Origin of the sequence: Leptolyngbya sp. O-77, from assembly GCF_001548395.1 — a bacterium.
Classification (GTDB): Bacteria; Cyanobacteriota; Cyanobacteriia; order Elainellales; family Elainellaceae; genus Thermoleptolyngbya.
In genome coordinates this window covers 4,188,988-4,214,037 of sequence record NZ_AP017367.1, presented here as the reverse complement: position 1 = coordinate 4,214,037, position 25,050 = coordinate 4,188,988, and the positions used below count along the sequence as shown (strand labels likewise).

General features: G+C 56.9%; 18 protein-coding genes and 1 pseudogene. 10 read left to right on the top strand and 9 right to left on the bottom strand.

The features are described 5' to 3' along the window. Positions 1-105: 105 nt before the first annotated feature. Positions 106-2,871, bottom strand: coding sequence for an AAA family ATPase (locus O77CONTIG1_RS17830; protein ID WP_156435437.1), 2,766 nt, complete (start codon positions 2,869-2,871; stop codon positions 106-108). Positions 2,872-3,264: 393 nt separating this feature from the next. Between O77CONTIG1_RS17830 and O77CONTIG1_RS28120 the strand changes: the two genes are divergently transcribed. From O77CONTIG1_RS28120 to O77CONTIG1_RS17805, 5 genes are all read left to right on the top strand, one after another. Then, a complete protein-coding gene (locus tag O77CONTIG1_RS28120; RefSeq protein ID WP_317134135.1) occupies positions 3,265-3,471 on the top strand; it encodes a hypothetical protein in 207 nt (68 codons plus the stop codon). Continuing rightward, positions 3,471-4,190: a 4-(cytidine 5'-diphospho)-2-C-methyl-D-erythritol kinase gene (gene ispE / locus O77CONTIG1_RS17820; protein WP_317134134.1), complete on the top strand. Its 720-nt coding sequence runs from the start codon at positions 3,471-3,473 to the stop codon at positions 4,188-4,190. Before O77CONTIG1_RS28120 ends, ispE begins: the two co-directional genes overlap by 1 nt. 80 nt (positions 4,191-4,270) lie before the next feature. Beyond that, complete coding sequence (locus tag O77CONTIG1_RS17815; RefSeq protein WP_068513288.1) at positions 4,271-6,400, top strand: patatin-like phospholipase family protein; 2,130 nt, start codon at positions 4,271-4,273, stop codon at positions 6,398-6,400. Positions 6,401-6,681: 281 nt separating this feature from the next. Further along, a complete protein-coding gene (locus tag O77CONTIG1_RS17810; RefSeq protein WP_225894610.1) occupies positions 6,682-6,966 on the top strand; it encodes a DUF3082 domain-containing protein in 285 nt (94 codons plus the stop codon). Positions 6,967-6,981: 15 nt separating this feature from the next. Next, positions 6,982-8,499, top strand: coding sequence for a cryptochrome/photolyase family protein (locus O77CONTIG1_RS17805; protein ID WP_068513283.1), 1,518 nt, complete (start codon positions 6,982-6,984; stop codon positions 8,497-8,499). A gap of 201 nt (positions 8,500-8,700) precedes the next feature. Here O77CONTIG1_RS17805 and O77CONTIG1_RS17800 read toward each other — a convergent pair whose 3' ends face one another. From O77CONTIG1_RS17800 to O77CONTIG1_RS17780, 5 genes and pseudogenes are all read right to left on the bottom strand, one after another. Then, positions 8,701-9,666 (bottom strand): transposase, encoded by a 966-nt coding sequence (locus tag O77CONTIG1_RS17800; RefSeq protein WP_084781952.1) that lies wholly within the window; start codon positions 9,664-9,666, stop codon positions 8,701-8,703. Positions 9,667-9,862: 196 nt separating this feature from the next. Next, positions 9,863-10,967 (bottom strand): annotated as a pseudogene (locus O77CONTIG1_RS28445) (ISAs1 family transposase). Positions 10,968-11,020: 53 nt separating this feature from the next. Further along, positions 11,021-11,599, bottom strand: a complete 579-nt coding sequence (locus O77CONTIG1_RS24835) for a hypothetical protein (protein ID WP_156435435.1) — start codon at positions 11,597-11,599, stop codon at positions 11,021-11,023. A 464-nt stretch (positions 11,600-12,063) separates the two neighbouring features. Next, positions 12,064-12,456, bottom strand: coding sequence for a hypothetical protein (locus O77CONTIG1_RS17785; protein ID WP_068516800.1), 393 nt, complete (start codon positions 12,454-12,456; stop codon positions 12,064-12,066). A gap of 90 nt (positions 12,457-12,546) precedes the next feature. Beyond that, positions 12,547-14,295 (bottom strand): ABC transporter ATP-binding protein, encoded by a 1,749-nt coding sequence (locus O77CONTIG1_RS17780; RefSeq protein ID WP_068513277.1) that lies wholly within the window; start codon positions 14,293-14,295, stop codon positions 12,547-12,549. A gap of 347 nt (positions 14,296-14,642) precedes the next feature. Here O77CONTIG1_RS17780 and O77CONTIG1_RS17775 point away from each other — a divergent pair, with 347 nt between their 5' ends. After that, positions 14,643-15,059, top strand: coding sequence for a DUF4359 domain-containing protein (locus tag O77CONTIG1_RS17775; protein WP_068513275.1), 417 nt, complete (start codon positions 14,643-14,645; stop codon positions 15,057-15,059). On the opposite strand, the gene lnt is transcribed toward O77CONTIG1_RS17775, so the two are convergent. Beyond that, positions 15,004-16,824 (bottom strand): apolipoprotein N-acyltransferase, encoded by a 1,821-nt coding sequence (gene lnt / locus O77CONTIG1_RS17770; protein ID WP_084782808.1) that lies wholly within the window; start codon positions 16,822-16,824, stop codon positions 15,004-15,006. The genes O77CONTIG1_RS17775 and lnt overlap by 56 nt on opposite strands. Positions 16,825-17,442: 618 nt before the next feature. Here lnt and O77CONTIG1_RS17760 point away from each other — a divergent pair. Continuing rightward, positions 17,443-18,147: an ROK family protein gene (locus O77CONTIG1_RS17760; protein ID WP_068513269.1), complete on the top strand. Its 705-nt coding sequence runs from the start codon at positions 17,443-17,445 to the stop codon at positions 18,145-18,147. An 88-nt stretch (positions 18,148-18,235) separates the two neighbouring features. Here O77CONTIG1_RS17760 and O77CONTIG1_RS17755 read toward each other — a convergent pair whose 3' ends face one another. After that, a complete protein-coding gene (locus O77CONTIG1_RS17755) occupies positions 18,236-20,245 on the bottom strand; it encodes a sensor histidine kinase (RefSeq protein ID WP_197673224.1) in 2,010 nt (669 codons plus the stop codon). Between the two features lie 499 nt (positions 20,246-20,744). On the opposite strand from O77CONTIG1_RS17755, the gene O77CONTIG1_RS17750 reads away from it, so the two are divergent. From O77CONTIG1_RS17750 to O77CONTIG1_RS17740, 3 genes are all read left to right on the top strand, one after another. Further along, positions 20,745-21,398, top strand: coding sequence for a RibD family protein (locus tag O77CONTIG1_RS17750; RefSeq protein ID WP_286132390.1), 654 nt, complete (start codon positions 20,745-20,747; stop codon positions 21,396-21,398). A 63-nt stretch (positions 21,399-21,461) separates the two neighbouring features. Then, positions 21,462-22,721 carry a GNAT family N-acetyltransferase gene (locus O77CONTIG1_RS17745; RefSeq protein WP_317134133.1) on the top strand — a complete coding sequence of 420 codons (1,260 nt, stop codon included), beginning with the start codon at positions 21,462-21,464 and terminating at the stop codon, positions 22,719-22,721. A 124-nt stretch (positions 22,722-22,845) separates the two neighbouring features. After that, positions 22,846-24,096, top strand: a complete 1,251-nt coding sequence (locus O77CONTIG1_RS17740; RefSeq protein ID WP_068513260.1) for an ABC transporter substrate-binding protein — start codon at positions 22,846-22,848, stop codon at positions 24,094-24,096. 51 nt (positions 24,097-24,147) lie between these two features. On the opposite strand, the gene O77CONTIG1_RS17735 is transcribed toward O77CONTIG1_RS17740, so the two are convergent. Beyond that, a complete protein-coding gene (locus O77CONTIG1_RS17735; RefSeq protein ID WP_068513259.1) occupies positions 24,148-24,909 on the bottom strand; it encodes a cobalt-precorrin-6A reductase in 762 nt (253 codons plus the stop codon). Positions 24,910-25,050: the final 141 nt, after the last annotated feature.

Below are 25,050 nucleotides of genomic sequence, written 5' to 3'. Positions count from 1 at the left end.
GGAACTATCCCCGCCAACCCTCCGAGTGCCCGTGACATCTGGAATGCCCAATTGGTTAGACGCAGCCTGTGCCCAAAAAGTTGCGCTTAAAGTTACGTTTAACGACTAATCCTCGCGGGTAATTTGAATTACGTTTTCAGTGACTTTCTCAAAGGTATCGTCGTGGCTGATGACGAAGAGTTGACGGAAGGACTTGAGATTGGCGATCGCCTCGGCCAAACTCTCGCGCCGGGGTCGATCCATATTGGTCGTCGGTTCGTCGAAAAAGGCCACATCTAGGTCTGCCACTACCCGCAGCAGCGCCAGCCGCACTGCCAGCGCCGCGCACATCTGCTCGCCCCCCGAAAGGTTGATAAAGCGGCGGGTGTAGCCTCCCTCACGCACCAGAATCTCGTATTCCGCCGTCCACTCCAGCGACAGGTTGGGGCGGTTCATTAGCTCCCGAAACAAGCGATCGCCCTCCTGAGACACCTGCTGCACATAGCGGGCGGTGATGCGGGGGCCCGCGTCTTTGTAGGCTTTGCGGGCAAAGACGATGAACTTATGGTTGTGCTTGCGCTGCTTTAGGTCGTGCTGGGCCTGGTCGCGCTGGGCGGCGATCGCCCCTAGTTCTGCCAGCTTGCGGTCTAGCTCTGCCAAGAGCTGTCGCTGGGGCGGCAGTGCGCCGCTGATCTGGTCTGCCTGACTGCGTTTGGCGCGGTAGTCGGCTTCGACCTGCTGCCAGCGCTGCGGGTCATAATGCTGCTTCAGTGCGGCCAGTTCGGTCTGCACCTGGGCCCGTTCGGACTGTAGCGTGGCGACTTGGGCGATCGCCGCCTGGAGTTGCTGTTGCAGGCTGGGCAACTGTTCTGCCGTCGTTTGCGATTGCAGAAAAAGCTGGTAGCCCGCCTGGTGCTGCTGGCGAATTGCGGTTTGCGCCTCGATCTGGGTTTCCAGATCGGCGAACTCGGCAAGCTGGGCATCCAGTTGGGCGATCGCCGCTGCTGCGTCTGCCTGCGAGTCTTTTAGCCGCTCATACTGCGCCTGGAGCGTCGGCTGCTGCGCCAGGTCTTGCTGCAAAAGCTGGCTGCGCCCCCGTGGATCGCCCAGGTCGCTAAGGGCTTGGATCAGGTGCGATCGTCGTTCTTTGGTCGCTGTTTCTGTTTGGAGGGCCTGCTGAAGCTGCTGGAGCCGCGACTGAGCCTGCTGCAACTCGCCCTGGAGCCGCTGCTGCTGCGCTTGCTGGGTGGGTAAATTGGCGACTTCTGCCCGCTGGCGATAGGCCGCGTCGATTGCCTTTTTCGCCTGCTGAATCTGTTTACGAATGGTCTCTGCGTCGGTCTGTGCGGCCAGATCGGTCAGAATGGCTCGAATGTTGCCTAGTAGCTCTGCATTCAGGTCAATGCCGCTCTGGAGCGCTTGCAGCACGGCATCCACGGCATCGGTCGCCAGCAGGGGCATTCCCGCCTGCATCTGGCGTAAGGTGTCTAGGGCGGCTGCGGCTTGTGCCCGATGGCGATCGCGCTGCTGCTCTGCCCCGGTCAGCAGGGTTTGCAACTCGCCCTCAAACTGGCGGGCCGCCTCGAGGCGGCTGAGTTGGGTTTGCAGGCGATCGCGCTGCTGCTCCAGGCTGGATACATCCGCCAAGTTCTCGGCCAAGGCTTGCAGTCGCTGAATGTCCTGGGCAAGATCCGCCAAGTCTTCTTGCAGCTTTCCCTGTTGGGACAAGAGCGATCGCTCCTCTACCCGCATCGCCTGAAGCTGGTTCAGCGACTCCGCGACTGCGGCCTGCTGCGCTTCCAGTTCTGCCTGCTGAGCGATTCCCGGCTGGAGCGCCTGCAACTGCTGCTGTGCTTGCGCCAGGGCTTCCAGTTGCAGGCTCAGGCGGGTGAGTTCGGCCTGTCCGGCGGTTAGGGCTTGCTGCTGCGTGTCGCGCTGTTTGACCAGGGGCGATCGCCGCTTCAATTGCTCATTCAACTGTTGCAGCGTCGCCTCTGCCTGGAGATAAGCTGCATAGCTGGCGCGATGGGATTCGCACTGGGTCAAAGCGGCCTGTGCCTTTTGCACCGAAGCTTCTAGCACCTGATTGGCCTGCTGCTGAGCCTCGATCTGTGTTGTCAGCGTTTGCAGCCGCAGTTCCGCCTGCTGCACCTGGCTCACCTGGGCTGCTAGCGCCTCCATTTCCACTTGCAGGGTTTGGAGTTGTGCCTCTAGCTGGGTCAGCGTGGCCTCGGCCGTGGCGATCGCCTGGGTCACCGTCTGCTGACGCTGCTGGGTCGCCTCTAGTGCCTGAAGCGCTTCTTCATAGCGGGCAATGTCGCGCTCCAGGGTCTCTACCTCGCTTTTGGCATACTTTTCCAGCGACAGCATTTTCTGGTTTGCCTGTTTGTATTCCTCGACTTTGAGGATGCTGTCGAAGACGCGCTTGCGGTCTTCCGTCGCCTTCAAAAAGTCGGCGGTAAACGTCCCCTGGGGCACGCCGATGGTGTTGGCAAACAGTTGCGATAAATCCGTGCCGCCCGCCACGCCCAACTGCTGCCGCAGCCAGGGCATCACCTCTGCCTCAAGGTTGCGATAGGGGAGCTTTTGCCCAAGCTGCGGGTCGTAAATGACGTAGCCTTTGGTGGTGCAGCGCTCGACTTCGTAGGTGCGCCCGTCCTGCCGCGAGACAAAGGCAACTCTTGCCTGGGCACTTTTTTCGCCGTTGCGAATCAGATCCTCTTTGCGATAGGGCCCCTGATAGGCAAACAGCGTCCAGGCGATCGCCTCCAGAATGCTCGTCTTGCCCTGCCCCATTCTCTCCGCAAATCGCGTTTGTCCCCCGGTTGAAACACCACATGGCGATCGCGGGTGGGATTTGAAATTGGTCAGGGTGAGGCTGAGGAGTTGCATGGTGGCAGCGGCGGGAAAAAAGAGATGCGGAGAAATGCGAAGGGAGAAATGCGAAGAAGTACGGGACTGCGGGGAAACGAGGGCGGAGCTGATGAACCGGAAGCCAGGGAACCGGAAGTCAGACCGATTCCCCCGGCGCTAGATAATGAGAAGATGAGTCTTGTAGGGTGCTGGTGGGCGTAGCCGTAACGCACTGCCCCACAAGGCTTTGATGCGTTCCGCTGGTGTTAACACATCCTACTGGATTTGCGGAGGGTTCTGCCCATCGACTTTCAATGGCCATTTCAATGGCCAGGATAAACCGCCAGGATCAGTAGTTAGTTCATTTGTTCACTTTAGCAGGGGGTATCCCCGAACCCCCCCAACCCCCTAGAATGCGCTCTTATTCTCTAATTGCCCCGGCCAAAATCAATCTTTATTTGGAAATCATTGGCGATCGCCCCCGATGGATACCACGAACTGGCGATGGTGATGCAGAGCGTGTCGCTGGCGGATCGGGTGGATCTACGGGCAAATGGCATCGAGCAGTTTCGCCTCAGTTGCGACTCGCCGGAGGTGCCCGCCGATGAGAACAATCTGGCGCACAAGGCGCAAGGCTGATGGCGCAGCGGTTTCCCAAGGCCTACGCCCAGTTTGGCGGGGTGGATATAGCGCTGCACAAGCGGATTCCTGTGGGCGCGGGGCTGGCGGGCGGCTCGACCAATGCGGCGGCGGTGCTGGTGGGGCTGGATCTGATGTGGGGTTTGGGGTTGACCCAGATAGAACTGCAAGAACTGGCGGCCGAGTTGGGGTCGGATGTGGCCTTTTGCATTGGGGGTGGAACGGCGATCGCCACGGGACGGGGCGAACAGCTAGACCCGCTGCCCAGTGTGGATTATCTCTGGGTGGTGCTGGCAAAATATCGCAGCCTGCCGATTTCTACCGCCTGGGCCTACAAAACCTATCGCCAGCGGTTTGAAGGAACCTATGCCCGCGATACCGACACGCTGCGACAGCGGCTAGAGCGGGTTCACGCGGGGCCGATGGTGGGGGCGATCGCCCAGCGCAACGGCTCCAAAATCCCTGAGTTGCTCTACAACGACTTTGAGCGGGTGGTGTTCCCCGACCATCCCAAGGTGGCCGCCCTCAAGCAGCAATTGCTCGATCTGGGGGCGGCGGGGGCACTGATGTCAGGGTCGGGGTCTACGGTGTTTGGGCTGGCGCACTCTCCGGAAAAAGCCGAGGCGCTGACGGCGGCCCTGCGCGAACAACAGCCCGACCCAGATCTGGAAATTTGGGTGGGCCAGTTGATTGCAAAAGGTATCCATTTGGCACCGTAGTCCGAAATTTGGGGTATTGGATGGGTATGAAGGAACAGCGCTGTCTGGCGCTCTCCATGCCCCCTTTAAGGAGTTGATCCATGTCCCAAGCCCAACCATCGTTTGCATCTGAAGCCTCTGAAACCCGCTATTTCAATCCAGAACGCGAATGTGACCTGGTGATGAAAGGCGGCATCACCAGCGGCATTGTCTATCCGCCCGCAATTTGCAAACTGGCCGGCGAGGGGAAGTATCGCTTTCGCAGCGTGGGGGGAACCTCCGCTGGGGCGATCGCCGCTGCGATGACAGCCGCCGCCGAGTTTGGCCGCGAAACGCCTTGGGACGGCAAGCCCAGTGGGTTCGACCGACTTGATGCGCTCAGTCAACAGCTTTGCCAAGAAGGATTCTTGCTCAGCCTGTTTCAGCCAGAACCGACGCTGAAGCCATTGATGGACGCGCTGATGGCAATTTTGGGCATCACGCCCGACCCCAAAACAGGCAAATCGAGCCGAGCCGCCAGTGCCCAAGGCGCAAAACCCAAAAAATCCTGGCTCCAGCGGATACAGGAATTGCTCGACATCACCCGCCGCACCAGCCCCGCCAGCGCCCGCAAGGGAACCCTCTGGGGGCTGCTGGGTAGCGCGGTGCTGGCGCTGGTGCTGGGAACTCTGGCGGCGATCGCCTTTGGCATTGCGGGCTGGCTGACGGGCAACACGGTGGCGCTGGGCGACTATCTGCTGGGCGTGGGCGTGCTGGCGGTGATGTTCATTCTGCTAGATCGGCTGCTGGGCGTGGGCACGCTGGCAGCAGGCGCGGTGGACTTATACACGGCGCTGTTCAAAATGCTGCCCGCGAACCTGTTTGGCATTTGCACCGGACATATTCCAGAAGGAAACAGTGGGCCAAACCCCGACCCCATCGCGCTGACGGACTGGCTCAGCGTCAACCTCAACAATCTGGCCGGACTGGAGAAAACCGGGCGACCGCTCACCTTTGGCGACCTGCGAAAGAAGCCCCTGCCAGATGGAGAACTGCCCGACAGCGACAACGGTAAGTACAACATCGACCTGCGCGTGGTCACCTCCAATCTCAGCCACAATCGCCCCTACACACTGCCCTTTGAACCCGATCATCGCTTTATTTTTAAGGCGGAGGAATTTAGCAGGCTGTTTCCGAGCAACGTGGTCAAGCATCTGGTCGAGAAGGCGGGTCAGCGTCCGCAGTATGACCTGCCCAAGGGCTATTACTTTCTGCCCGATGCAGACGATCTGCCCGTGGTTGTGGCGACACGCATGAGCCTTAGTTTCCCGGTTCTGATTAGCGCAGTGCCGCTCTACACGGTTTCTCAGTCGTGCCTCAATCGCCACCTATCGGGCGATGTGATCAGAGTAGACCTGACGAAAAATTCCAAAGATTTGCAGCAAAACTGGTTCAGCGATGGCGGCATTTGCAGCAACTTCCCGATTCACTTTTTTGACTCGTGGCTGCCCACGCGCCCGACCTTTGGCATCAACCTGGGGTCGGTGTCGGAAGACGCGCTGCAAGCCAGACCCGGATTTGGCACTGGCGCGACGCGCACGATCAACCCGGACTATTTGAGCGTCACGCCCAACTCGCCCAATTTGCAAGAAGAGCGATCGCAGGAAAGCGGCCGTGTGCTGAATCAAGATGTATTCCTGCCACGCCCCAACGATCGTCAGGCTCCTGAATGGGTCGATTTGCAGTCCAACCTGCTGGCCTTTGCGTGGCAGATGTTCCAGACCGCACAAAACTATCGCGACACCAGCTTGGCCGGGCTACCCGGCTATCGCGAACGGATTGCTCAGGTGCGCCTGGCCCATGACGAAGGCGGCCTCAATCTGGCAATGGACAAGGCCACGATTGAGGGGGTGATGAACAAGGGCAAATCTGCGGGCAATAAGCTCATTAGAGAGTTTAACTTTGAGGATCACCAGTGGGTGCGGTTTCGGGTGCTGATGGGGCTATTGGAAGAACGGCTGACGCAACTCGAAGCCGTCGCCTTTTCTACGAAAAAGTTCGACTATGAAAAGCTGACGACCCACCACGCCAGCTATCCCTATGCCTATCCTGACGATATCCACGCCAAGAAGGCCAGGGAATGCGTTGAGCGGATGCGCCAGTCGGTGACGACTTTCTGGGCGTGTGCCCCTGCCTTGGATGAGAAGCTCCCGCAGCCAAAGACCGTGCTGCGGACAATGCCGGAGCTTTAGGGAAGCCAACAGGAGGGAGGAAGGGGCAGTGAGATGAGGGGGCGAGTCTAGTGCTATGTCACAGCTAGAACTTAGGTTGGTAGTCAGCGCTTTAGCGCTGAAGCGCTGACTACGAGCCGAGGCATCACCCTAAAACTAAACCGTGACACTGCACTAGATTCCCATCTTCTCCTTCTCGTTCCATCCTGTAAGATCATCACTAGCAAGGCTCAAGTGAGGTTCGCGACATGGCAGAGATTAACCCTGTTCAAGAGACTGCTAAAAAGAAGCCTCTCCCCCTAGTGGCAGATGAGACCCCGCCGACCCCCCTGCGCTGCTGGACGGGGGCTGCCATTTCAGGGGCGATCGCCACTGCTCTCTACTACCTCACCCTGTCGATCCACAGCACCTTTTCCAGCAAGCCGCTGCCCACGGGCAATTCGCTGGCGGTGAGCATCGGCTCGGCGGTGCGGACGCTGGTGCTGGGCATGAGCTGCCTGGCGCTGGTGACGTTTGGCATTGCCACGGTGGGGCTGGCGGCGCTGGGGATTCAGCTATTGTTGCAACCGAAGCAGTCGGATGCATAAGGGTTTTCCCAAGCCATGACTATCGGCGTTTGGGTGTTGGGCGATCAGCTTTGGCAGGAACAGGCGGCGCTGCAAAGCTGTGCGGATGAGGCAGCCAGCACGCCTGTCATTTTGATCGAATCGCTCAACTGGGTGCGGTTGCGCCCGTACCATAAGCAAAAGCTGGTGCTGGTGTGGTCTGCCATGCGCCACTTTGCGGCAGAACTGCGCGAGGCAGGCTGGCCTGTCACCTACGAAACCGCTGAGGATTTTGAGCCGCCGCTGATCCAGTGGATTAAGGCGAACGGGATTACGGAACTGCGGGTAATGATGCCGGGCGATCGCCCTTTCCGGGATCTCATCCAGTCCCTCGATCTGCCCTGCAAGCTGAACCTATTGCCCAATAACCATTTCCTCTGGCAAGATGGCGACTTTGCCCAATGGGCGAAGGGTAAGAAGAGTCTGCTGCTGGAATATTTCTATCGTGAAGGGCGGCAGCGCTTTGGCGTGCTGATGGAGGGCAAGCAGCCCGTTGGCGGCGCGTGGAATTTTGACAAGGACAATCGCAAGCCGCCCAAGGGCAAGCTGAACCCGCCCGCGCCGCTGGAGTTTGAGCCGGACGACATCACCCGCGAGGTGATGCAGCAGGTGCGAGATCTCGACATTCCCACTTACGGCAAGCTGGAGCCGTTTCGCTGGGGCGTGGGGCGATCGCACGCGCTGCAAGTCCTGGATTACTTCATTGCCACGCGCCTGCCCACCTTCGGCCCCTACCAGGATGCAATGGTGACGGGCGAAGACACCATGTGGCACGCGCTGCTGTCGCCCTACCTGAACCTGGGGCTGCTGCGTCCGCTGGAGGTAATCCACGCCGCCGAACGCGCCTACCACGAGCAATCCCTCAGCCTCAGCAGCGTGGAAGGCTTTATCCGCCAAGTGCTGGGCTGGCGCGAGTATATGTACGGGCTGTATCACTACGTCGAGGCAGACTACGCCCAGCGCAACTGGTTTCAGCACACTCAGCCGCTGCCCGCCTTCTTTTGGGACTCGGCGCAGACGGAGATGAACTGCCTCCGCCAAACCCTCAGCCAGATCGAGCGCACGGGCTACGCCCACCACATCCAGCGGCTGATGATTTTGGCAAACTTTTCGCTGATTGCCGGGTTCTCGCCGCAGGAAGTCGAGAACTGGTTCCACGCCGCCTTTATCGATGCCTACGACTGGGTGATGCAGACGAACGTGATTGGCATGGGCCTGTTCGCCGATGGCGGCATCCTCGCCTCCAAGCCCTACGCCGCCTCTGCCAACTACGTCAACAAGATGAGCGACTATTGCAAGGGCTGTCGCTATGACCCCAAACAACGCACCGGAAAAAACGCCTGCCCGTTCAACTTTTTCTATTGGGACTTCCTCGATCGCCACCGCGCCCAGCTAAAATCCCAGGGCCGCATCAACCTCATCCTCGCCAACCTGGACAAGATGCTTCCCGAAGAACTCCAAGCCATCCGCCAACACGCCAAAGACTGGCACGAGCAGCATTCTTATCTAGTTTAAATTGGACACTAACTACCTCATTGTTTATCTAGTCAATCAGGATGAGTAAAGCTAGATTTAATCTAACTGCAAGCCAAGGTGTTTACAAGGTTGGGATGATTTTTCAAGGTTTTGGGTGGATATTTAGACAACAGCTAGAACAAGACATGGGTCAGAAGTGTTGAATCCAGATAGAAAACTTTACATTTTAGCTTACAAGAGTCATACGAGTGTTTCGGGCAGCAGATCGTAGCTCCAATGAACCATTGAGCAGCGACGGCTCAGTTCCAGTTGTAAATACCGAAACTTGTCGAGCAATTCACTGCCATAGAATGCTGGAATTTCGATTAACAATAAGATTAAATACGTGATGAGCACCATATAAATCTGAATACTCACCCCATTCACATTCTTGGTGATGAGACGATCGAGCTTTAAGTGCATCTTGAGAAACTTCCATAACACCTCAATTTGCCAACGATGCCGATAGGTATCACTGATTTCTTCGTCGCTCATCTCATTGACATTAGTTGCCAGACGAAACTCGCTCCGACTCTCCAAATCACAGAACCAAACCACGCGGTAACGGTCGTGGTCAAGTTCAGTCTTCATATTGTTCTTGATTCGCACCACAAACTTTGTTTGAGTGAGACTCATTTGGTCGAGAAATTCCCAGCTTGCGAAGCCTCTATCCATGATGCCGATGCCGTTTTCGGGAATCATCGTGCTAATCGAATCGGCAAACTTTGCATCATGTCCTTGCCCAAAATGAATCAAGCATTCACTCGAATATCCTTGCTCTAAGTTGATTCCATTCAGTAATTTAACTTGGTGATATCCTTGCAGCCAAAATAGCTTGCTGGTAAGTGTAACGATGGTTGAATCAATCGGAAAAAGTATCTGAGCCGCGGTCGGCTGTTTGCGCTTTACTTGCTCAATCAACTGTGCATAGATTCGACAAAAGTGCCCATCCGTTCGAGTTTTGCAAGCTTTAGAAAAGGTGGATATATCGACCTCAACACCTGTACGATTTAGGCGGTAAAATAAGTCTCTCATGCTGGTTAAGCCCTTGTCCAACACAAAGGTCAACCAGATTTCAAAGAACAAGCGCGAGTTCAAAACGGGATAGTCATGCGGACAAAGCTGCATCAAGATCGATTTGACAAGCTTCGGAAATGAGGCTATCATCAGGCATCATTTTTTGTTTACTAGGGGACAGAATACTGCATTCTGTCCCTTTTTTTCGTCGCTTAATCTATCTTTCAACACTTCTGTGCATTCTGTCCCTTTTTTCGTCGCTTAATCTATTTTTCAACACTTCTGCCCCAAAGCATCTTTCTCGGTTAAATCACGGACTGCTAAAACCAAATCATTAGTACCAGGGCTATTTCATTCTAAAAATAGACTTCAATTGCTTGAGGCTGAAGCCACAACGACGCTGTGCTTGAGCCATGTTGTGGAACCCTAAATCACGATAGAGGTTGAGTGCCAGGTTGCGGGCAATTGTCCAAAGTTGCGGTAATGGCACCACTCGAATTCTGGAAGCATCTTCGCCCTGAGTCACGTCACGCACATAATGCACTTTGTTTTCCACTCCCCAGTAAGCTCGAATCCGCTCGGCAAATTGCTGTGCTGTTTCACTCAATGATGAAATGTAGTAGCGCGTTTCTGGCTTGCCGACGATTTCATAATTGCCTTTGAGCAAGGTGCGCGTGGCAGTCACCCGAATCAAGGTACACAGTCCTGCCCAGGGACGAATGCCCGCCAAACTACGACAAATACTGACCGTTCGCTGCTCAAGTCGTCCATGCCCTTGATTCGATTCGCTGTAGGTCTCCTCCGGTTGGAAATGCGCCACGATGTCGTTGAGCAAGCCTGCATGATTCCCTTTGAGCGCACCCAAATAGTGATTGCCGCTCTCAACAATTTGCTGACAACTTTTTTTGGGTGTTGATCGCATCAAAGCCAAACACTACGCCAAACTGAGCAAACTGTTTCACCAATTCGGGCAAGACCTTAATTTCATTACTCTTGCGCTCGACCTCAAACGGTTCGAGGATAATGCCCCGCTCAACCAAGTACACACTCACCAATTGGATCGCAGGATGAGGCTCAGTTGTACAATGCTCACTTGCGATTTGATAAGAACCCCGTAAGTGCTTGCCATCGACTGCTATCATCTCGCCAACCTGAGGCTGAATCTCAAAGAACTTGGCGAGACAGGCGGAGTACTGGGAGTAATCCACGTTCAGTAGCACTCGCCGGATGGTGCTGTAAGAGGGCAAGCGTCCTTTGGGCGGCGCAAACAGTTCGACTAACTCGTCATGGTACGCTTCTAGCCAATCACCAATGGCTAAGAAGCCGCGACAACCTGCTGCAACCGCAAGCGTGAACAAGGCTAAACACAAGGCTTGATTGTGCCTTTGTCCCGCTCCACGTCGAGGGTCAGGCAGATGAGCAAAGGCTTCCAGGATGGCAAGCGTCGTCATGGCAGGGCAGGAAAGAGCGACATTGCAAGTTTACGAGAAACAATCGCCTCTGACTAGAATGAAATAGCCCTGTCATTAGTACTGTAATCATGCCACATGACAGGACCATTCTTAGGACTGCCATTAATAACGAGTTTTACCCCAAGATTCTCTAGTTCTCGCTGAAATTCTGAAGAGCAAAAGGGTGCATACAGATTGATTTCGTAACCATTAAATACAACATTTTCGATGGTACTACCTCGCTCCTTTAGCCTTGGTATCAAGCCCGGTTGAGGCCAATGGGGAATGAATATGTCGGCTGCTGATTCCACGTTGGCTCTGTTTTGCACTATTGCCATATCACAAAGCACAGGCTTAGAGCCATCACCACGACAACCAACCATAAAGGAATTAAAAGTCAGATCTCGGATACCCAGATCAGGAGAACTAACAACACAAATTTCTTCGGGAATAAAGCGATCAGAAATAAATACATTGAGATTTCTGCGCTTTAAGTGCAAATAGGTGAGAACGACCCAACAGTCTTCAAGAGTTTGAATACGAGTACATAAGGTGTTGGGGTCAGGGATTGAGGATTCAGGAGAACGAAACAGATCAGACCATTTCTCGGAATACTTAACCACAAAATTCACTGGATACGGGAGAGTAGAAAAATTCATATGCAGCCCTTTCACTTGTTGATGCTGTTAATGTAGCAATCCCAAGCCATTTGTGAAAGTTCAAGGAGGCATGGGAAGTACGGTTTACCATTACTTTTGCGCTTGACATACTTTCGCGCTTGACAGGTCGATGGCACGTGGGAACACATCGAACATAAGCTGCATGGATGAGTACGGGCGAACGAAAACCGAGAGATTTCTCCCAGCGCTGCCATCGGTGTTGTTGAATGACGAGATGAATCTGGCAGGGACAGAATCATCCCAGAACTTGGAGATAGTGAAATAGGTCGCTGCTGAATCGAACTATGAAACGCTTCTAAAAGCCTTATGGCTCTGTCCGAGGTTTAGCGAAACCATGGCGTTACTCGACAATGCTGAAGAACCTCCAGGCCGCAAATCAAAGCACGGATTGAAGGTTTCAGGCTGCGATTCAACTTCTATTCTTCATCTGAGGCCTGGCCGTCGCGTCGCCCCAGTTCATACACCCCTGCGCCGATGACCGACAAAATGCCCATGCTGATTGACCAACTGCGCCCCAGGCTCACGTCGCTCAGATAGTTCAGTCCCGCACCAGCAATTACAAAGGGAATCACGCTGAGCAGCGAGGCGTAGAAGCTGTTTTGGGCTTCGCGGGCGGCGCGGGTGCGCTCAAACTCGGCTTGGGAGGTGTAGAGCGATCGCTCGGCGAAGTTCAGCCAGCGGCTAATCTGATCCATCACCCAGTCGCTGACGGGCGAAAAGCCGAGGTATAGCGCCAGCGCCCACAGCCCCACGCCCGCAACGGTGGTCGGGTCAATCGCCAGTCGGAACGGCAGCAGTTCGCTCAGCATGGAGAATTTTTGGGAGATGGGCCAGTACATTAACAAGTATGAATGATTGTAAACTTCTGTGCAATTTTGCGGACTCCTAACTGAAGAATTTCATTGGAGAATTTCTTCTAACTTTTGCTGTTCCCAGAGCGTCTGATATAGACCTGGCTGCGATAGGAGTTCGGCATGGTGTCCTGATTGCACAATGCGCCCGCTGTCCATGACCAGAATGCGATCGCTCAGGGCCGCGGCCGAGAGCTGGTGCGTGATGAACAACACTGTCTTGCGCTGAGTTCCTTCTCGCAGGTTGGTGAGGATTTCCGTCGCGGTCTGGTTGTCCACGCTGGACAGCGCATCGTCCAAAATCAGCACAGGCGCGTCGATCAGCAGGGCGCGGGCCAAGGCCGTGCGCTGCCGCTGTCCGCCAGAGAGCGTGATGCCGCGTTCGCCGACGATGGTTTTATACTGCTGCGGAAAGTTGAGAATTTCAGGATGAATCTGCGACTGCTTGGCGGAGGTTTCCACCTCGTCTTGCTCGGCCTTGGGATTGCCGTAGCGGATGTTGTTTTTAATCGTCGTGCTGAACAGGAAGCTCTCCTGGGGCACGTAGGCGATCGCCCCCCGCAGGTCGCGCAGCCGAATTTGCGTAATGTCGTAGCCATCGAGATACACCTGTCCTGGCGCAATGTCCAACAGGCGTGGCAATGCATTGGCCAGCGTGGATTTTCCAGAACCAATCGGGCCAACAATTGCCACTGTTTCGCCCGGTCGAATCTTGAAGCTCACCCCATCCAGCGCAGGCTGGGTCGCGCCCGGATAGGTAAAGCTGAGGTGGTCGGCACACAGCCAACCCTGCACCTCCGACCGGGGCAGATGAATCGCGTCGGGCGCATCGTCGATTTTGGGCTGCTCCGCCAGAATGTATTCCACCCGGTCGATGCTGACCTCGCCGCGCTGATAGGCCGTAATCGTGAACCCCAGCAGCGCCGTGGGAAACACCAGCCGCTCGACGTATAACAGCATCGCCAGAAAATCGCCAATGCTGATGCGCCCGCTGGCGATTTCGCCCGCCCCCAGCGCCAGCAGCACCAAGAGGCTAATACTCGCCAAGCCGCCCAGCAGGGGAAACAGCGTCGTGCGGGTGCGGGCCAGCGCCAGGTTTGCCTTCAGCAAGCTTTGGTTGCGCTCGGCAAAAGCCTGTCGCTCGTTTTCTTCTTGGGCATAGATTTTGATCAGCGCAATGCCGCTGATGTCTTCTTGAATCAGGTCGCTGAGGTCAGAGGTGCGCTGCTGCACTTCTAGCTGCTGGTTTCGCAGGCGATCGCTAAACAGATGCACCAGGAAAAACATCAGCGGGTAAATGGCGATCGCCACCACCGTCAGCCGTACGTCAATGCTCAGCATCACGGGTAGCGTCAGCACATAGGCAAAGATTGTATTTGCCAAACTCAGCACCGCAAACCCCAGCAGCCGCCGAATGTTGTCCACATCGCTGGTGGCCCGGCTGATCAGGTCGCCGACTGTATTCTCAGCAAAATAAGCCGGCTCCATCGTCAGCAGGTGGCTAAAAATCCGCTGCTTCAGGTCAAACTCCACCAGCCGCCCCACGCCAAACAGCCAGACCCGCGACAAAATCCGCATTCCCCACATCACCGATGCCAGGGCAAAAATCCATCCCGCGTAGAACGTCACCCGGCCAAAGCTGAAGGTCTGCTGAAGCTCGTCAATGCCCGACCGCAGCAGCAGCGGAATATAGACCCCGATGCCATTCACTAGGAGCAGCGCCAGAATACCGCCTGCGGCCAGTCGCCAGTGGGGGCGGAGGTATTGGCGCAGTTTTTGGAAACGAGAGATGGCCATGTTGGGGGGAGGGAGAGGTCGATTTTGGATTTTGGATTTTGGGATTTTGGATTGCTAGTCAAGCGTCTGCAAGGCTTCCAGCAGTTTCCTTCGTATACAAGAATTAATTGGTATGAGGATGAGGTGCGTAGCTTCTACCTTCAACTCTTTTTTGGCTCGAAACTCTCTGCCCTCCGCCAGCGTCCCTATGGTCATTGCCCAATTGTAATTGCCGGGTGGGGGCATCGGCGCGATCGCCCTGTGGGATTGAAATCCTTGGAATGGGGGCGACAGGCATCAGTCAGGGATCTACGCTAGGCTAGCGGGATAGGTCTGGAACGCATTGGCACGCATGGGTAAGGGAGCGTATGAAACGCGGATCGATTGGAATTTGGATTGGGCTGGCGATCGCCGCTGTGGGCATTGGCATGGCAGCGACGAATCCGGGGGAAGCGGCCTACGATGAGTACGCCACGGCTCGTCTATCCGAGTATTTGAATCGGGAAGTATGTCCCGATGCGCCCGATGTGCTGGGCATCGACCTGGAAGATGTCTGCGCTGACTTGGTTGCAGACAATCAGGACGACCTGCGGGAGATGATTTCTGACAATACGCAGCGCTCTAACTACGGCGTGCTGAGCCTGTATCAAACGAACCTATCTGCCCATCGGCTGCTGCCTGCGGAGATTCGCTCTTTTTTGCCGCCACAACTGCTGCCTGCATATCGGTTCAAGACGGTGGGGGTTTTGGGAAACTTTGTAACCTACGAAGCCAGGGAACAATAAGGGCGATTCCCATAGGGATCGCTTCGCGAATTGCACTCAGCCCCAGCAGCAGCCCCAGCAGCCAGTCACCCCAGCGGACATAGAGTGTTTTGGTCTGGCGGCGATAGATGGGGGCAGCGTAGGTTTCTAGCGTTTGATAGCCCGATAGCCAGACCGTTTCTCCGTGCGGGTTCACGATGCCCGACAGGCCCGTGTTGGTGACACGCACTGCCCAGCGATCGCCCCTCGATCGCCCCGCATCACGTCCTGGGCGTGGTGTTGCAGCATCATGCGGCGGGGGGTAGGGATCGTTGTTGGAGGCAGTCAGGATATATTCGCCGCCTGCCGCCGCCTGCTGCCGAAACAGATAGCTAAAGGCAGATTCATAGCAAATGGCGGCGATCGCCCGTCCCACTGGTGTATCAAACCGCTGCTCGAAGTGCCCTGGATGCATCGAATCCTCGATGATCGACAGCCGCCCCACCACGCGCCCCAGCACCTCCTCAAAGGGAATGTATTCGCCCAGGGGCACTAGCTTCACTTTGTCGTAGTGTCCGGCAATCTCGCCATTGGGAGCGAGTGCAAACAGGCTTTGAGTCATGCGGCGTTCCTGCCAGCCCACCGTGCCGACAATCGCCGGAACGCCCCGCGCCAGCACCGCCTGATAGAGGGGATGCCGCGCCTGCTGCGCCGTGCCCACCCACACCCAGGGAAACGCCCCCTCCGGCATCACCACCAGATCTACGCCTGCATCCGCCAGGGTGTGGTAGCCCTGCGTGTAGCGTTTTAGCGCCAGCCGCTCGCCCTCTTCAAATAGCTTGATCCGCGTCGGCACGTTGCCCTGCACTAGCCCCACCGTCAGCGCTTGGTCGGGCCGATCTGCCAGCGGTTGTCGCAGCAGCATCCAGCCGCCCAGATGCGTCGCCGCCAGCAGCGCCAGCGCCAGCGCCAGATATCGACCTGCCCTTGCTCGGAAATCTGGGACAGGCCGATTCCCGTAGGGATCGCTTTGCGAATCGCGCTCCGGTGCTGCCGACACCTGCTGCGGACGATTGCGCCACGCCAGAAAGCTTTCTGCCAGCAGCCCGTTCACCGCCACGATCGCCGCCGTCACCGCCGTCGGGCCAGACAGTTGCCCCAGATGCAAAATTGGCAGGTTGTGTGGGCTTTGGGTCAGCGCCAGGGAAGTCCAGTAGAGCGGGCTATGGCTCCAGAGGGTTTCGGTGGCGCACCAGAGGGCCGTTCCGGTCAGAATCCGAGGGAGCGGGCGGATGGGCGGGTAGGCGGATTGGAGGGTCGGGCGAAACAAGCGAGTGGCCAGGGAAAACCCCAGACTCCAGGTGAAGGGAATGGCTGCGCCCCAGAGGGTAATGAACACCCAGGCGAAAAGGGCGATCGCCACACTGCCCAGCCAGGGAATCCCCATCCAGGTCAGCGGGTGCAAATCCACAATCCAGGAGAGGGCAAGGCTGTGGTAGCCCATGCCCCAGAGAATTGGGAGCAAGGCGCGATTCGCGAAGCGATCTCTACGGGAGTCGCCCCATTCAACCGTCTCCCCTAGCAGGGGAAACTGAGAAGGATCGGGTGTAGAAGCGCGATCGCCCCCCCTCATCATCACCCACAGCGGAGCCAGCGCTACCCAGGCCAGCCACCAGGCGTTCACAGGTGCAACCGTGCAGCCCATCGCCAGACCGCCGAGCAGGGCGACCAGCCCCCGGATGCGGTGGGAGCGATCCTCGGCGATCGGCTGGCGATTGTTGCCAAACAGCTTCAAAAGGGTCGGCATGGGCAAAAACAGGCAAGATTCAGCCAATCGGCTTCCCCAGAGGGGGAATTTCTGAAACGCTTTGCGTAATCTTCATTCAGATTTTCGATTACTTTATCAAGACCATCGGTGTATCCTGCATCTGCGATTTTGACGAAGGAGTTTTCCCTGTGAATGCTGATTTAGAACTTGGATTTAGAACTTGACCAACTGACGCTGACGGGTGCCATTACAGCATTTTCTTGCGGGGTGAGGCACATGCTGCCCTCACGAGGCAAGGGCTTATTGACCATCCGTGTGCCTCACTAGCTTCAAAAACGCTGTAGTCTGCTGACCTATCTACAATACGCCCGATTTCAGCAGCAAGCGCTGGAGTCAGGGGCGATCGCCGCGACGCTGTGCGAACTGTTGAACCAATTTCATCATAAATATCCGGGCATTACTGCCGAGTATGGCTGGCAGCCGATGGATGCGCCCGCACTGCCGATCGCCCATCCCCATGCCGCCTGAGGCGGTCAGGCTTAAATGCTGAGCAACAGTGGTCGCCAAGGTTCGCGCCAACTTTTCAAAGTTCCTTAAATTCGCCGCCTTGGCCCGCAAACAGCCTCTATAGTTTGCTCATCAGGATCAGCAGGCAACATGACAGCGACAACGAAACCCCTCTATACCCTGGCAGTAGACATCGGCGGCAGCGGCATCAAAGTAATGGTGCTAGACGAAGCAGGAAACCCGATAACGGAGCGCGATCGCATTTCCACGCCCGACCCCGCAAAGCCAGAACCGATGATTCAAGGCATCCTCGGCCTGGCCAGTGGCAAAACCTTTGACCGAGTTTCTGTCGGCTTTCCAGGTGTGGTGCGAAACGGCATCACCGAAACGGCCGCCAACCTCCACTCCGACTGGCTTGGCTTTGACCTGGCAACGGTGCTGATCGACAAGCTGCAAGTGCCTGTGCGCGTGATCAACGATGCCGATATGCAGGGCTTGGGGGCGATCGCCGGAGCAGGTGTAGAAATGGTAATCACACTGGGCACAGGAGTCGGCTCAGCAATGTTCCTGAATGGGCGACTCGTGCCCAATCTGGAACTGGGACACCATGAGTTTCGCAAGGGGCAGACCTATGAAGAGCAACTGGGTCGCGCTGCGTTTGACGACGATGGCAAGAAAAAGTGGAACGAACGGCTAGAAAAGGCGATCGCCCAATGGCAGCGCGTGTTTAACTACGACTATCTCTACCTCGGCGGCGGCAACGCTAAGGAAATCAACTTCACGCTGCCGCCTCGCGCCAAGGCCGTGCCCAATATTGCAGGACTATTAGGCGGCATTGCCCTCTGGCGCGATTAGAATCTGCAAACCGCAGAGGGGTCGCAAAGTGCAGAAGGGAAAATTGCAGGAAATTTACGGAAAAATTACAGAAAATTTTCAGACAGCCTTACGAGTTCACCTTAATGCGCTCTGCGCTGTCTGCCTTGGTTTCAGGGTCAAAGGTTGAGGTCTGGGAATCATCCACCACAGGCAAGGTGATTTCGACGGTCGTGCCTTTGTCCAGTCCCTCGCTGTAGAGGTCAATCGTGCCGCCCATCTGCTCCACTAGGTTGCGCGAGATTGCCAGCCCTAGCCCCGTCCCCTCAAACTTGCGGGTGGTGGAGCCGTCCGCCATCACAAACGGGCTAAACAGCTTGTCCTGCTGCTCTGGGTCTACGCCAATGCCCGTGTCTTTGACCGAAATCACAATCCAGTCTTGGGGTCGGGTGTTGGGGTTTGCCAAATCTCTGCCGTCTCCGTTGAGGGCAACCCCGTCGCTGACTAGCTTGCTAAACTCGGACTTTTGGTTGCGGCGGATGTCGATTGTGATGCCACCTGCGTCAGTAAATTTCACAGCGTTGGACACCACGTTCAGCAACACTTGCTTCAGCCGTGCCGGATCAGCCCGCACCAAAATTTGCTCATCGAGATCAGGAGCCGTCAGCCGGAGCTGCTTTCGCTGAATTTCGACCGCCTGTAGCTCCAGCACTTCCCTCAAGATTTGCCGCAGATCCACTACTTCTAGAAAGAGCCGCAGCTTGCCCTGCTCGATGCCGCGAATGTCTAGCAGGTCGTTGATGATTTTGAGCAGGTGAATCGCTGCCTTATCAGCCTGCTCCAGCAGATCCAGTTCCTCTTCGCGGGTGTCACAGTAGCCGTCTTGCACTAGCCGAATGCAGCCGATGATGGCGTTGAGCGGCGTTCGCAGTTCGTGGGAGGTCGTCGCCAAAAACTCGCTCTTGAGCTGGTTGGCGGCTTCGGCCTCTTGCCAGGCCGACTCTAGCTCGTTGGCACGATCTTCCAAGCGGCTGACCATGCTGTTTAGCACTTCTGCGAGTTGGTTTAGCTCGCGCACCTGAAAGTTTTTGGGCATTCGAGCTTTAACATCGCGCCGATCCAGATGGCGGGCGTATTTGCCGAGCTTTTCGATGGGCAGAGAGATATCGCGGGCAATGTAGAGCATCGCCAGCATGTGTGCTGTGAGCAGCCCACCCGTCAGCAGCGCCAGGATTTGGCTGATGGACTTTAGCCCCTCTAGCGCGTAGTCAAGCCGGGTAACGGCCAGCACCGTCCAGATGCGTTTTTCAGTGGGGCTGATGGCGACTTCAACGGGTGTAAAGCCTGCCAGCCATTCGGTGCTGTCGCCCGAAAAGTTGAACAAGTGGCGCACTGCGCCATCCCCTCTGGCGGTGTTTTCCAGGATGTTTTCAAAGCGATCGCGATCGCCCTCTTCGGCAATATTGCGCCCCACCTTTTCAGGAAACGGGTGCGATAGGAACGTCCCGTCCTGGTCGATCACCGTCGTATAGCCTAGCAGCGACCAGGGTTTTGCCACCTCAATCTGTCGCAGCACCGTTTGCACCGTCAGCCCATAGCGCGGTCGGCCGTCGCTCGTGTAGACGGGCGTGCTGATGACCAGATCAAGCTGGCTATTCAGCGGGTCTTGGCGCACGCGCTGTCGTGGCTGGGTGTCCAAGACGGATTCCTGGAATGGATTAGCAGCACTGGGATCGGGCTGGTAGCGCCAGGGGTGGCCATCGAGCGACTTGATTGGGGCGTTGCCGCAGGTACTTGCCACGACTTGGTAAGTATACAGATCTGTCAACTGCAAACATTGGGCACCCGGAAGCTGAGGTAGCAATTCTTCTAAAAAAAGCTGGCTTTGAGCCATATCCCCAGATCGCAGGCTTTCGGTCTGGCTGGCGATCGCCAGACTGGTTTGCAGCGAGTGGATGCTGCTGCGAATCAGGCTGCCTTTGCGAATCGCGCTCTCGGTCAGGTTTTGCCGCGCTGTTTCGAGGAGGCTGGTGCGGGCCTTGCGAAATGTCACTGCCACCCCCAACAGCAAGATGGGAATGCTAAGCAGCAAGATTCGCATCAGCAGCAAGCGGCGGAAGGAGGGCTGACCACCAGGCATAGCGATTCCCGACCTAAAGGGCATACTCCACTTTAAAACACTAATATTTGATTACTTCTGACCCAGTCGCGGATTTGTTCAGTCCAGACAAACTTCTTAAAGTCTTCATAAAGTTGAGCCACCTTAACGGAAATACTTGGAGGCGCGATTGATTGTAATCTGCTGCTTAAGCTGCCGCTCCCATTCGATGACCGAGTTCAATGGCCCAGCCCAGCTTGCTACAGCGTTTTTGAAGCTGGTGAGGGATGCGGATGGTCAATAATCCTTGGACTCGTTAGGGCGGCGCGTACTTCACCCTGCAAGAACCTGCAAGACAATGCTGTAACCACTGAAAAGCTAATTTGCGGGGTTTGCAAACCAAGTCTCTAATTTCTCAGAATCTCAGATATTTTTCAGATTTTTAGAACGCTCTTTCATGATATTAGGCAACAGACCAGAACTGCCGCCATGCTCGTCTGTCTCGTCTTTCACACGGCCCTCTATCACGGTTGTACTGGCGATGAGTCTGGATGGCAAGATCGCAGACGTGGAGCGATCGCCCGCCCGATTTGGCTCTGCCCGCGATAAAGCCCATCTGGAAGCCCGCTTGGCTGAGGCAGACGGCTTTTTGTTTGGCGCAACAACGCTGCGGGCCTACGGTACAACGCTGCCCATCACCCATCCCGACCTGCTCCAACGGCGACAGGCAGAGGGGCGATCGCCCCAGCCCGTCCATATCGTCTGCTCTCGCACTGCCGAGTTCGAGGCGCATCTCAAGTTCTTCAAGCAGCCCGTGCCCCGCTGGCTGCTGACCACTGCTGCTGGGGCCGACCGCTGGCGGGCGGGGCCTGAATTTGCCCAGGTGTTTGCCCTGCCAGAAACCCCGACCGGGCTGGATTGGGCGATCGCCCTGCCGCTGCTGTTCCAGTTGGGCATTCACCGTCTGGTGTTGGGCGGTGGGGGCGAACTGGTGGCCGCGCTGCTTGCTGCCGATGCAATAGACGACCTCTGGATTACCGTCTGTCCGCTGCTGCTGGGCGGCCGCACCGCCCCGACCCCCGTCGGCGGCCCCGGCTGGCTAGAAACTGCCGCCCCCCGCCTGCAACTGCTCTCTGTGGAGGCGATCGCCCAAGAAGTTTTTCTGCACTATCGCCTGCATCGAGCGAAAGATTGATCTACGTTGTAAAGAGATGTTTCGTATCGGCATGGCGGGCGCTGGCGTGATCAAGCGCTAGAAATGAAACCCGCCCTCCGTCCCCCCGCCCTGAACGCCCCAAATCCCAAATCCAAAAATCCAAAATCCAAAATGCCCGAACAGACTCGCCCCCGCCTTACTGTGAACTGGATTCAGGCGATCGCCGAAGTGCCCCAGGCTGCTTGGGACGAACTGGCACTGCCGCTCAAAACGCCGTTTTTGGAATGGGACTGGCTGCACAACCTGGAAAGCTCTGGCAGCGCCACGGCCAAGGCGGGCTGGCTGCCCAATCACCTCACCCTCTGGCGCGATCGCACGCTAATTGCCGCCGCGCCGATGTATCTCAAGGGCCACAGCTACGGCGAGTTTGTCTTTGACCACCAGTGGGCAGAACTGGCGCAGCGGCTGCGAATCGCCTACTATCCCAAGCTTTTGGGCATGTCGCCCTTTACCCCAGCGGAGGGCTACCGCTTTCTCATCGCCCCCGGAGAAGACGAAGCGGAACTGACGGCGCTGATGGTGGGGGCGATCGACCAGTTTTGCCTCAGCAACAATATTTCGGGCTGCCACTTTCTCTATGCTGCCCCGACCTGGCGACCGATGATCGAGCCGCACGGCTTCCGCCCCTGGCTGCACCACAGCTATATCTGGCAAAACCACGGCTTCCAGACCTTTGACGACTATCTCGGCAGCTTCAACGCTAACCAGCGCCGCAACATCAAGCGCGAGCGCAAAGCCGTCGCTGCCGCCGGACTAACGATGCGGGTTCACACCGGAGACGACATCCCCAAGGCTTTATACAGCCTGATGTATCGCTTCTACAGCGACACCTGCGACAAGTTTGGCTGGTGGGGCAGCAAGTATCTGACGCGCCAGTTTTTTGAGCAGCTTCATCCCACCTATCGCCACCGCACGGTGATGGTTGCGGCCTATGCCGAGCAAGACCCGCAGCACCCCGTTGGCATGTCGCTTTGCTTTACCAAAGGGGATCAGCTATACGGGCGCTATTGGGGGTCGCTGCAAGAGATTGAGAACCTGCACTTCGACACCTGCTACTATACGCCGATCGAATGGGCGATCGCCCACAACATCCAGACCTTCGACCCCGGCGCAGGCGGCCGCCACAAAAAGCGTCGCGGCTTCCCCGCCACGCCAAACCACTCCCTGCACCGCTTCTATGAACCGCGCCTGTCGAAAATCCTGAATCACTACATCCAGGAAGTCAACGAGCTAGAACAGCAGGAGATTGAGGCAATCAATGCAGATTTACCCTTTCGGCAGTCCGGGAAAGCAACTGAGTAACGGAGTGTGAGAGCAATAGAGGGTTAAGCAGCACCCCATAAACAGCCGAATCACCTTCTCTCTTCCTTCTTCCCTCTTCCTTCTTCCCTCTTCCTTTTTCCCTCTTCCCTCTTCCCTCTTCCCCATGCGCCTCCTCGCCTTTCTGCTCACCTGCCTCCTGTTGCTGCCAGGTTGCCAGCCTGCGGCGGCGACCGATGGCATAACGCATCTGACGCTGTGGCACGGGGTGAATCCGCCCGCCAATCGGGATGTGTTGCAGCAATTGGTGGAGCGGTTTAACGAAACCCATCCGCAGATTCAGGTGGAGGCGCTATATGTAGGGCAGGGCGACCAGCAAATCCCCAAGATTCTGGCGGCGGTGGTGGGCGATGCAGCCCCGGATATGCTGTGGTATGCGCCGATGATTACGGGGCAACTGGTGGAACTGGGGGCACTGCGATCGCTCGATGACTGGCTTTCCACCGCCCCCGTCGCCGCCGAGATTGACTCAGCGCTGCGCGAGTCAATGCAGTGGGAAGGGCGAACCTGGTCGATTCCCTTTGGCACAAATAACGTCGGTGTGTTTTATCGACCGAGCCTGTTTGCGGCAGCGGGCATTCACGATTTGCCCCAGACTTGGGATGCGTTTCGCCAGGTGGCAAAGGCGCTGACGATTCCCGAAAAAAATCAGCACGGCCTCTTGCTGCCGCTGGGCAAGGGCGAATGGACGGTATTTATGTGGCTGCCGTTTCTCTGGGGCGGCGGTGGAGAAATCGTGGCAGAACGGGGGGCAGTGCAGGTGGCTTCACCGGGGGCGATCGCCGCGTTGCAGTTGTGGCAAGACCTGGTAAACGATGGCTCCGCGATTCTTTCGCAGCCAGAGCGGGGCTATGAGCTAGACGCATTTCTGGCAGGCAGGGTGGCCATGCAGCTCACTGGGCCGTGGACCCTGGGGCAGCTTCGACAGGTGGGTGCAGAGTTTGGCGTGATGCCGATTCCGGCCGGCCTGCGGCCCGCCACCAGCACGGGCGGCGAAAATCTGTTTTTCTTCCACTCCACCCCGACGCGCGAGCAGGCTGCGCTGGTCTTTGGCGAATATGTGCTGAGTGAGGCGTTTCAGACCGAGTGGGCGATCGCCACTGGATACCTGCCCGTCAACCTGCGATCGCGCCAGAGCCAGGACTATCAGACCTTCCTTGCCCAACAGCCCGCTGTGCAGGTGTTTCTAGACCAGACGCAATACGGGCGATCGCGCCCCATTGTTCCGGGCTATAACCGCATTTCCGATGCGCTGGGCCGGGCTGTAGAATCCGTCTTGCTGAACCAGAATACGCCCACAGCGGCCATCGACACAGCCCAGCGACGACTGGATCGGGTGTTTGGGCGGGCAGAGTGAGAGGGTCATCAGGTCAGCCCAGCGCCTCATGGCTCCAGTGCTGTTTGGCATCTATTGCGCCAGTGCCCTCCGGCAAAAGTCCAGAGCGATCGCCCAGTCACTCGTCACCTGGGGATAGGCCAGCGCTGGCCGAGCAATGGTGGCAAGCTGGATACCGAGATCGGCAGCGACCTGACGCTTGATGTCTTCGCCGCCGGGACTGCCAGATGCCTTGGCCACCACAAGGGAAATTTGCCACTGTTGCCAGAGCGCCTTTTCTAAGGCCGCAGAAATAGGCGGGCGCAGCGCAATCAGCCGATCCGGGGTAAACCCAGCGGCGATCGCCCCTGCCAGCGCTTGGTGTGACGGCAAAATGCGGGCGAACAGAGTTGCGCGATCTTGCCACGGCTGAAATAGCGGCAAATAGCGATAGCCAATGGTCAACAAGACCCGCTCGTTGATCAGTAAATGGCTCTCTAGCAGGGCTTCAACATTGGGAAAGACCCATTCCCCCGACGCAACGCCTTCCACGGGCGATCGCTCGAAGCGCAGGTAGGGCAGGTGCAGGTCAGCAGCAGTGGCGATCGCCAGTTCCGACACCGCCGCCGCAAACGGGTGAGACGCATCCAGAATGGCGCGAACTGAGTACATCTGCAAAAACTCGCCCACCGTTTCTGGGGTCAGCTTGCCGACCCACACACGACAGCGTTCGGTGTCTGGATAGAGCCGCCGCGCCGCCGCTGTCGTCACCGTCACCACGCAGCATATCCCCTGGGTAACCAGATCTCGCGCCAGCATTGCGCTTTCCTGCGTGCCGCCGATGAGCCAGAGCATCGTTCTAACTCTCTCTTGAACTGCACTTGAACTGCACTTGAATTGCACTTGAATTGCACTCGAACTGCACTCGAACTGCACTCGAACTGCACTCGAACTGCAAAAAAGAGCCAGATAGGAACCTGACTCTTTCGCAGCTAT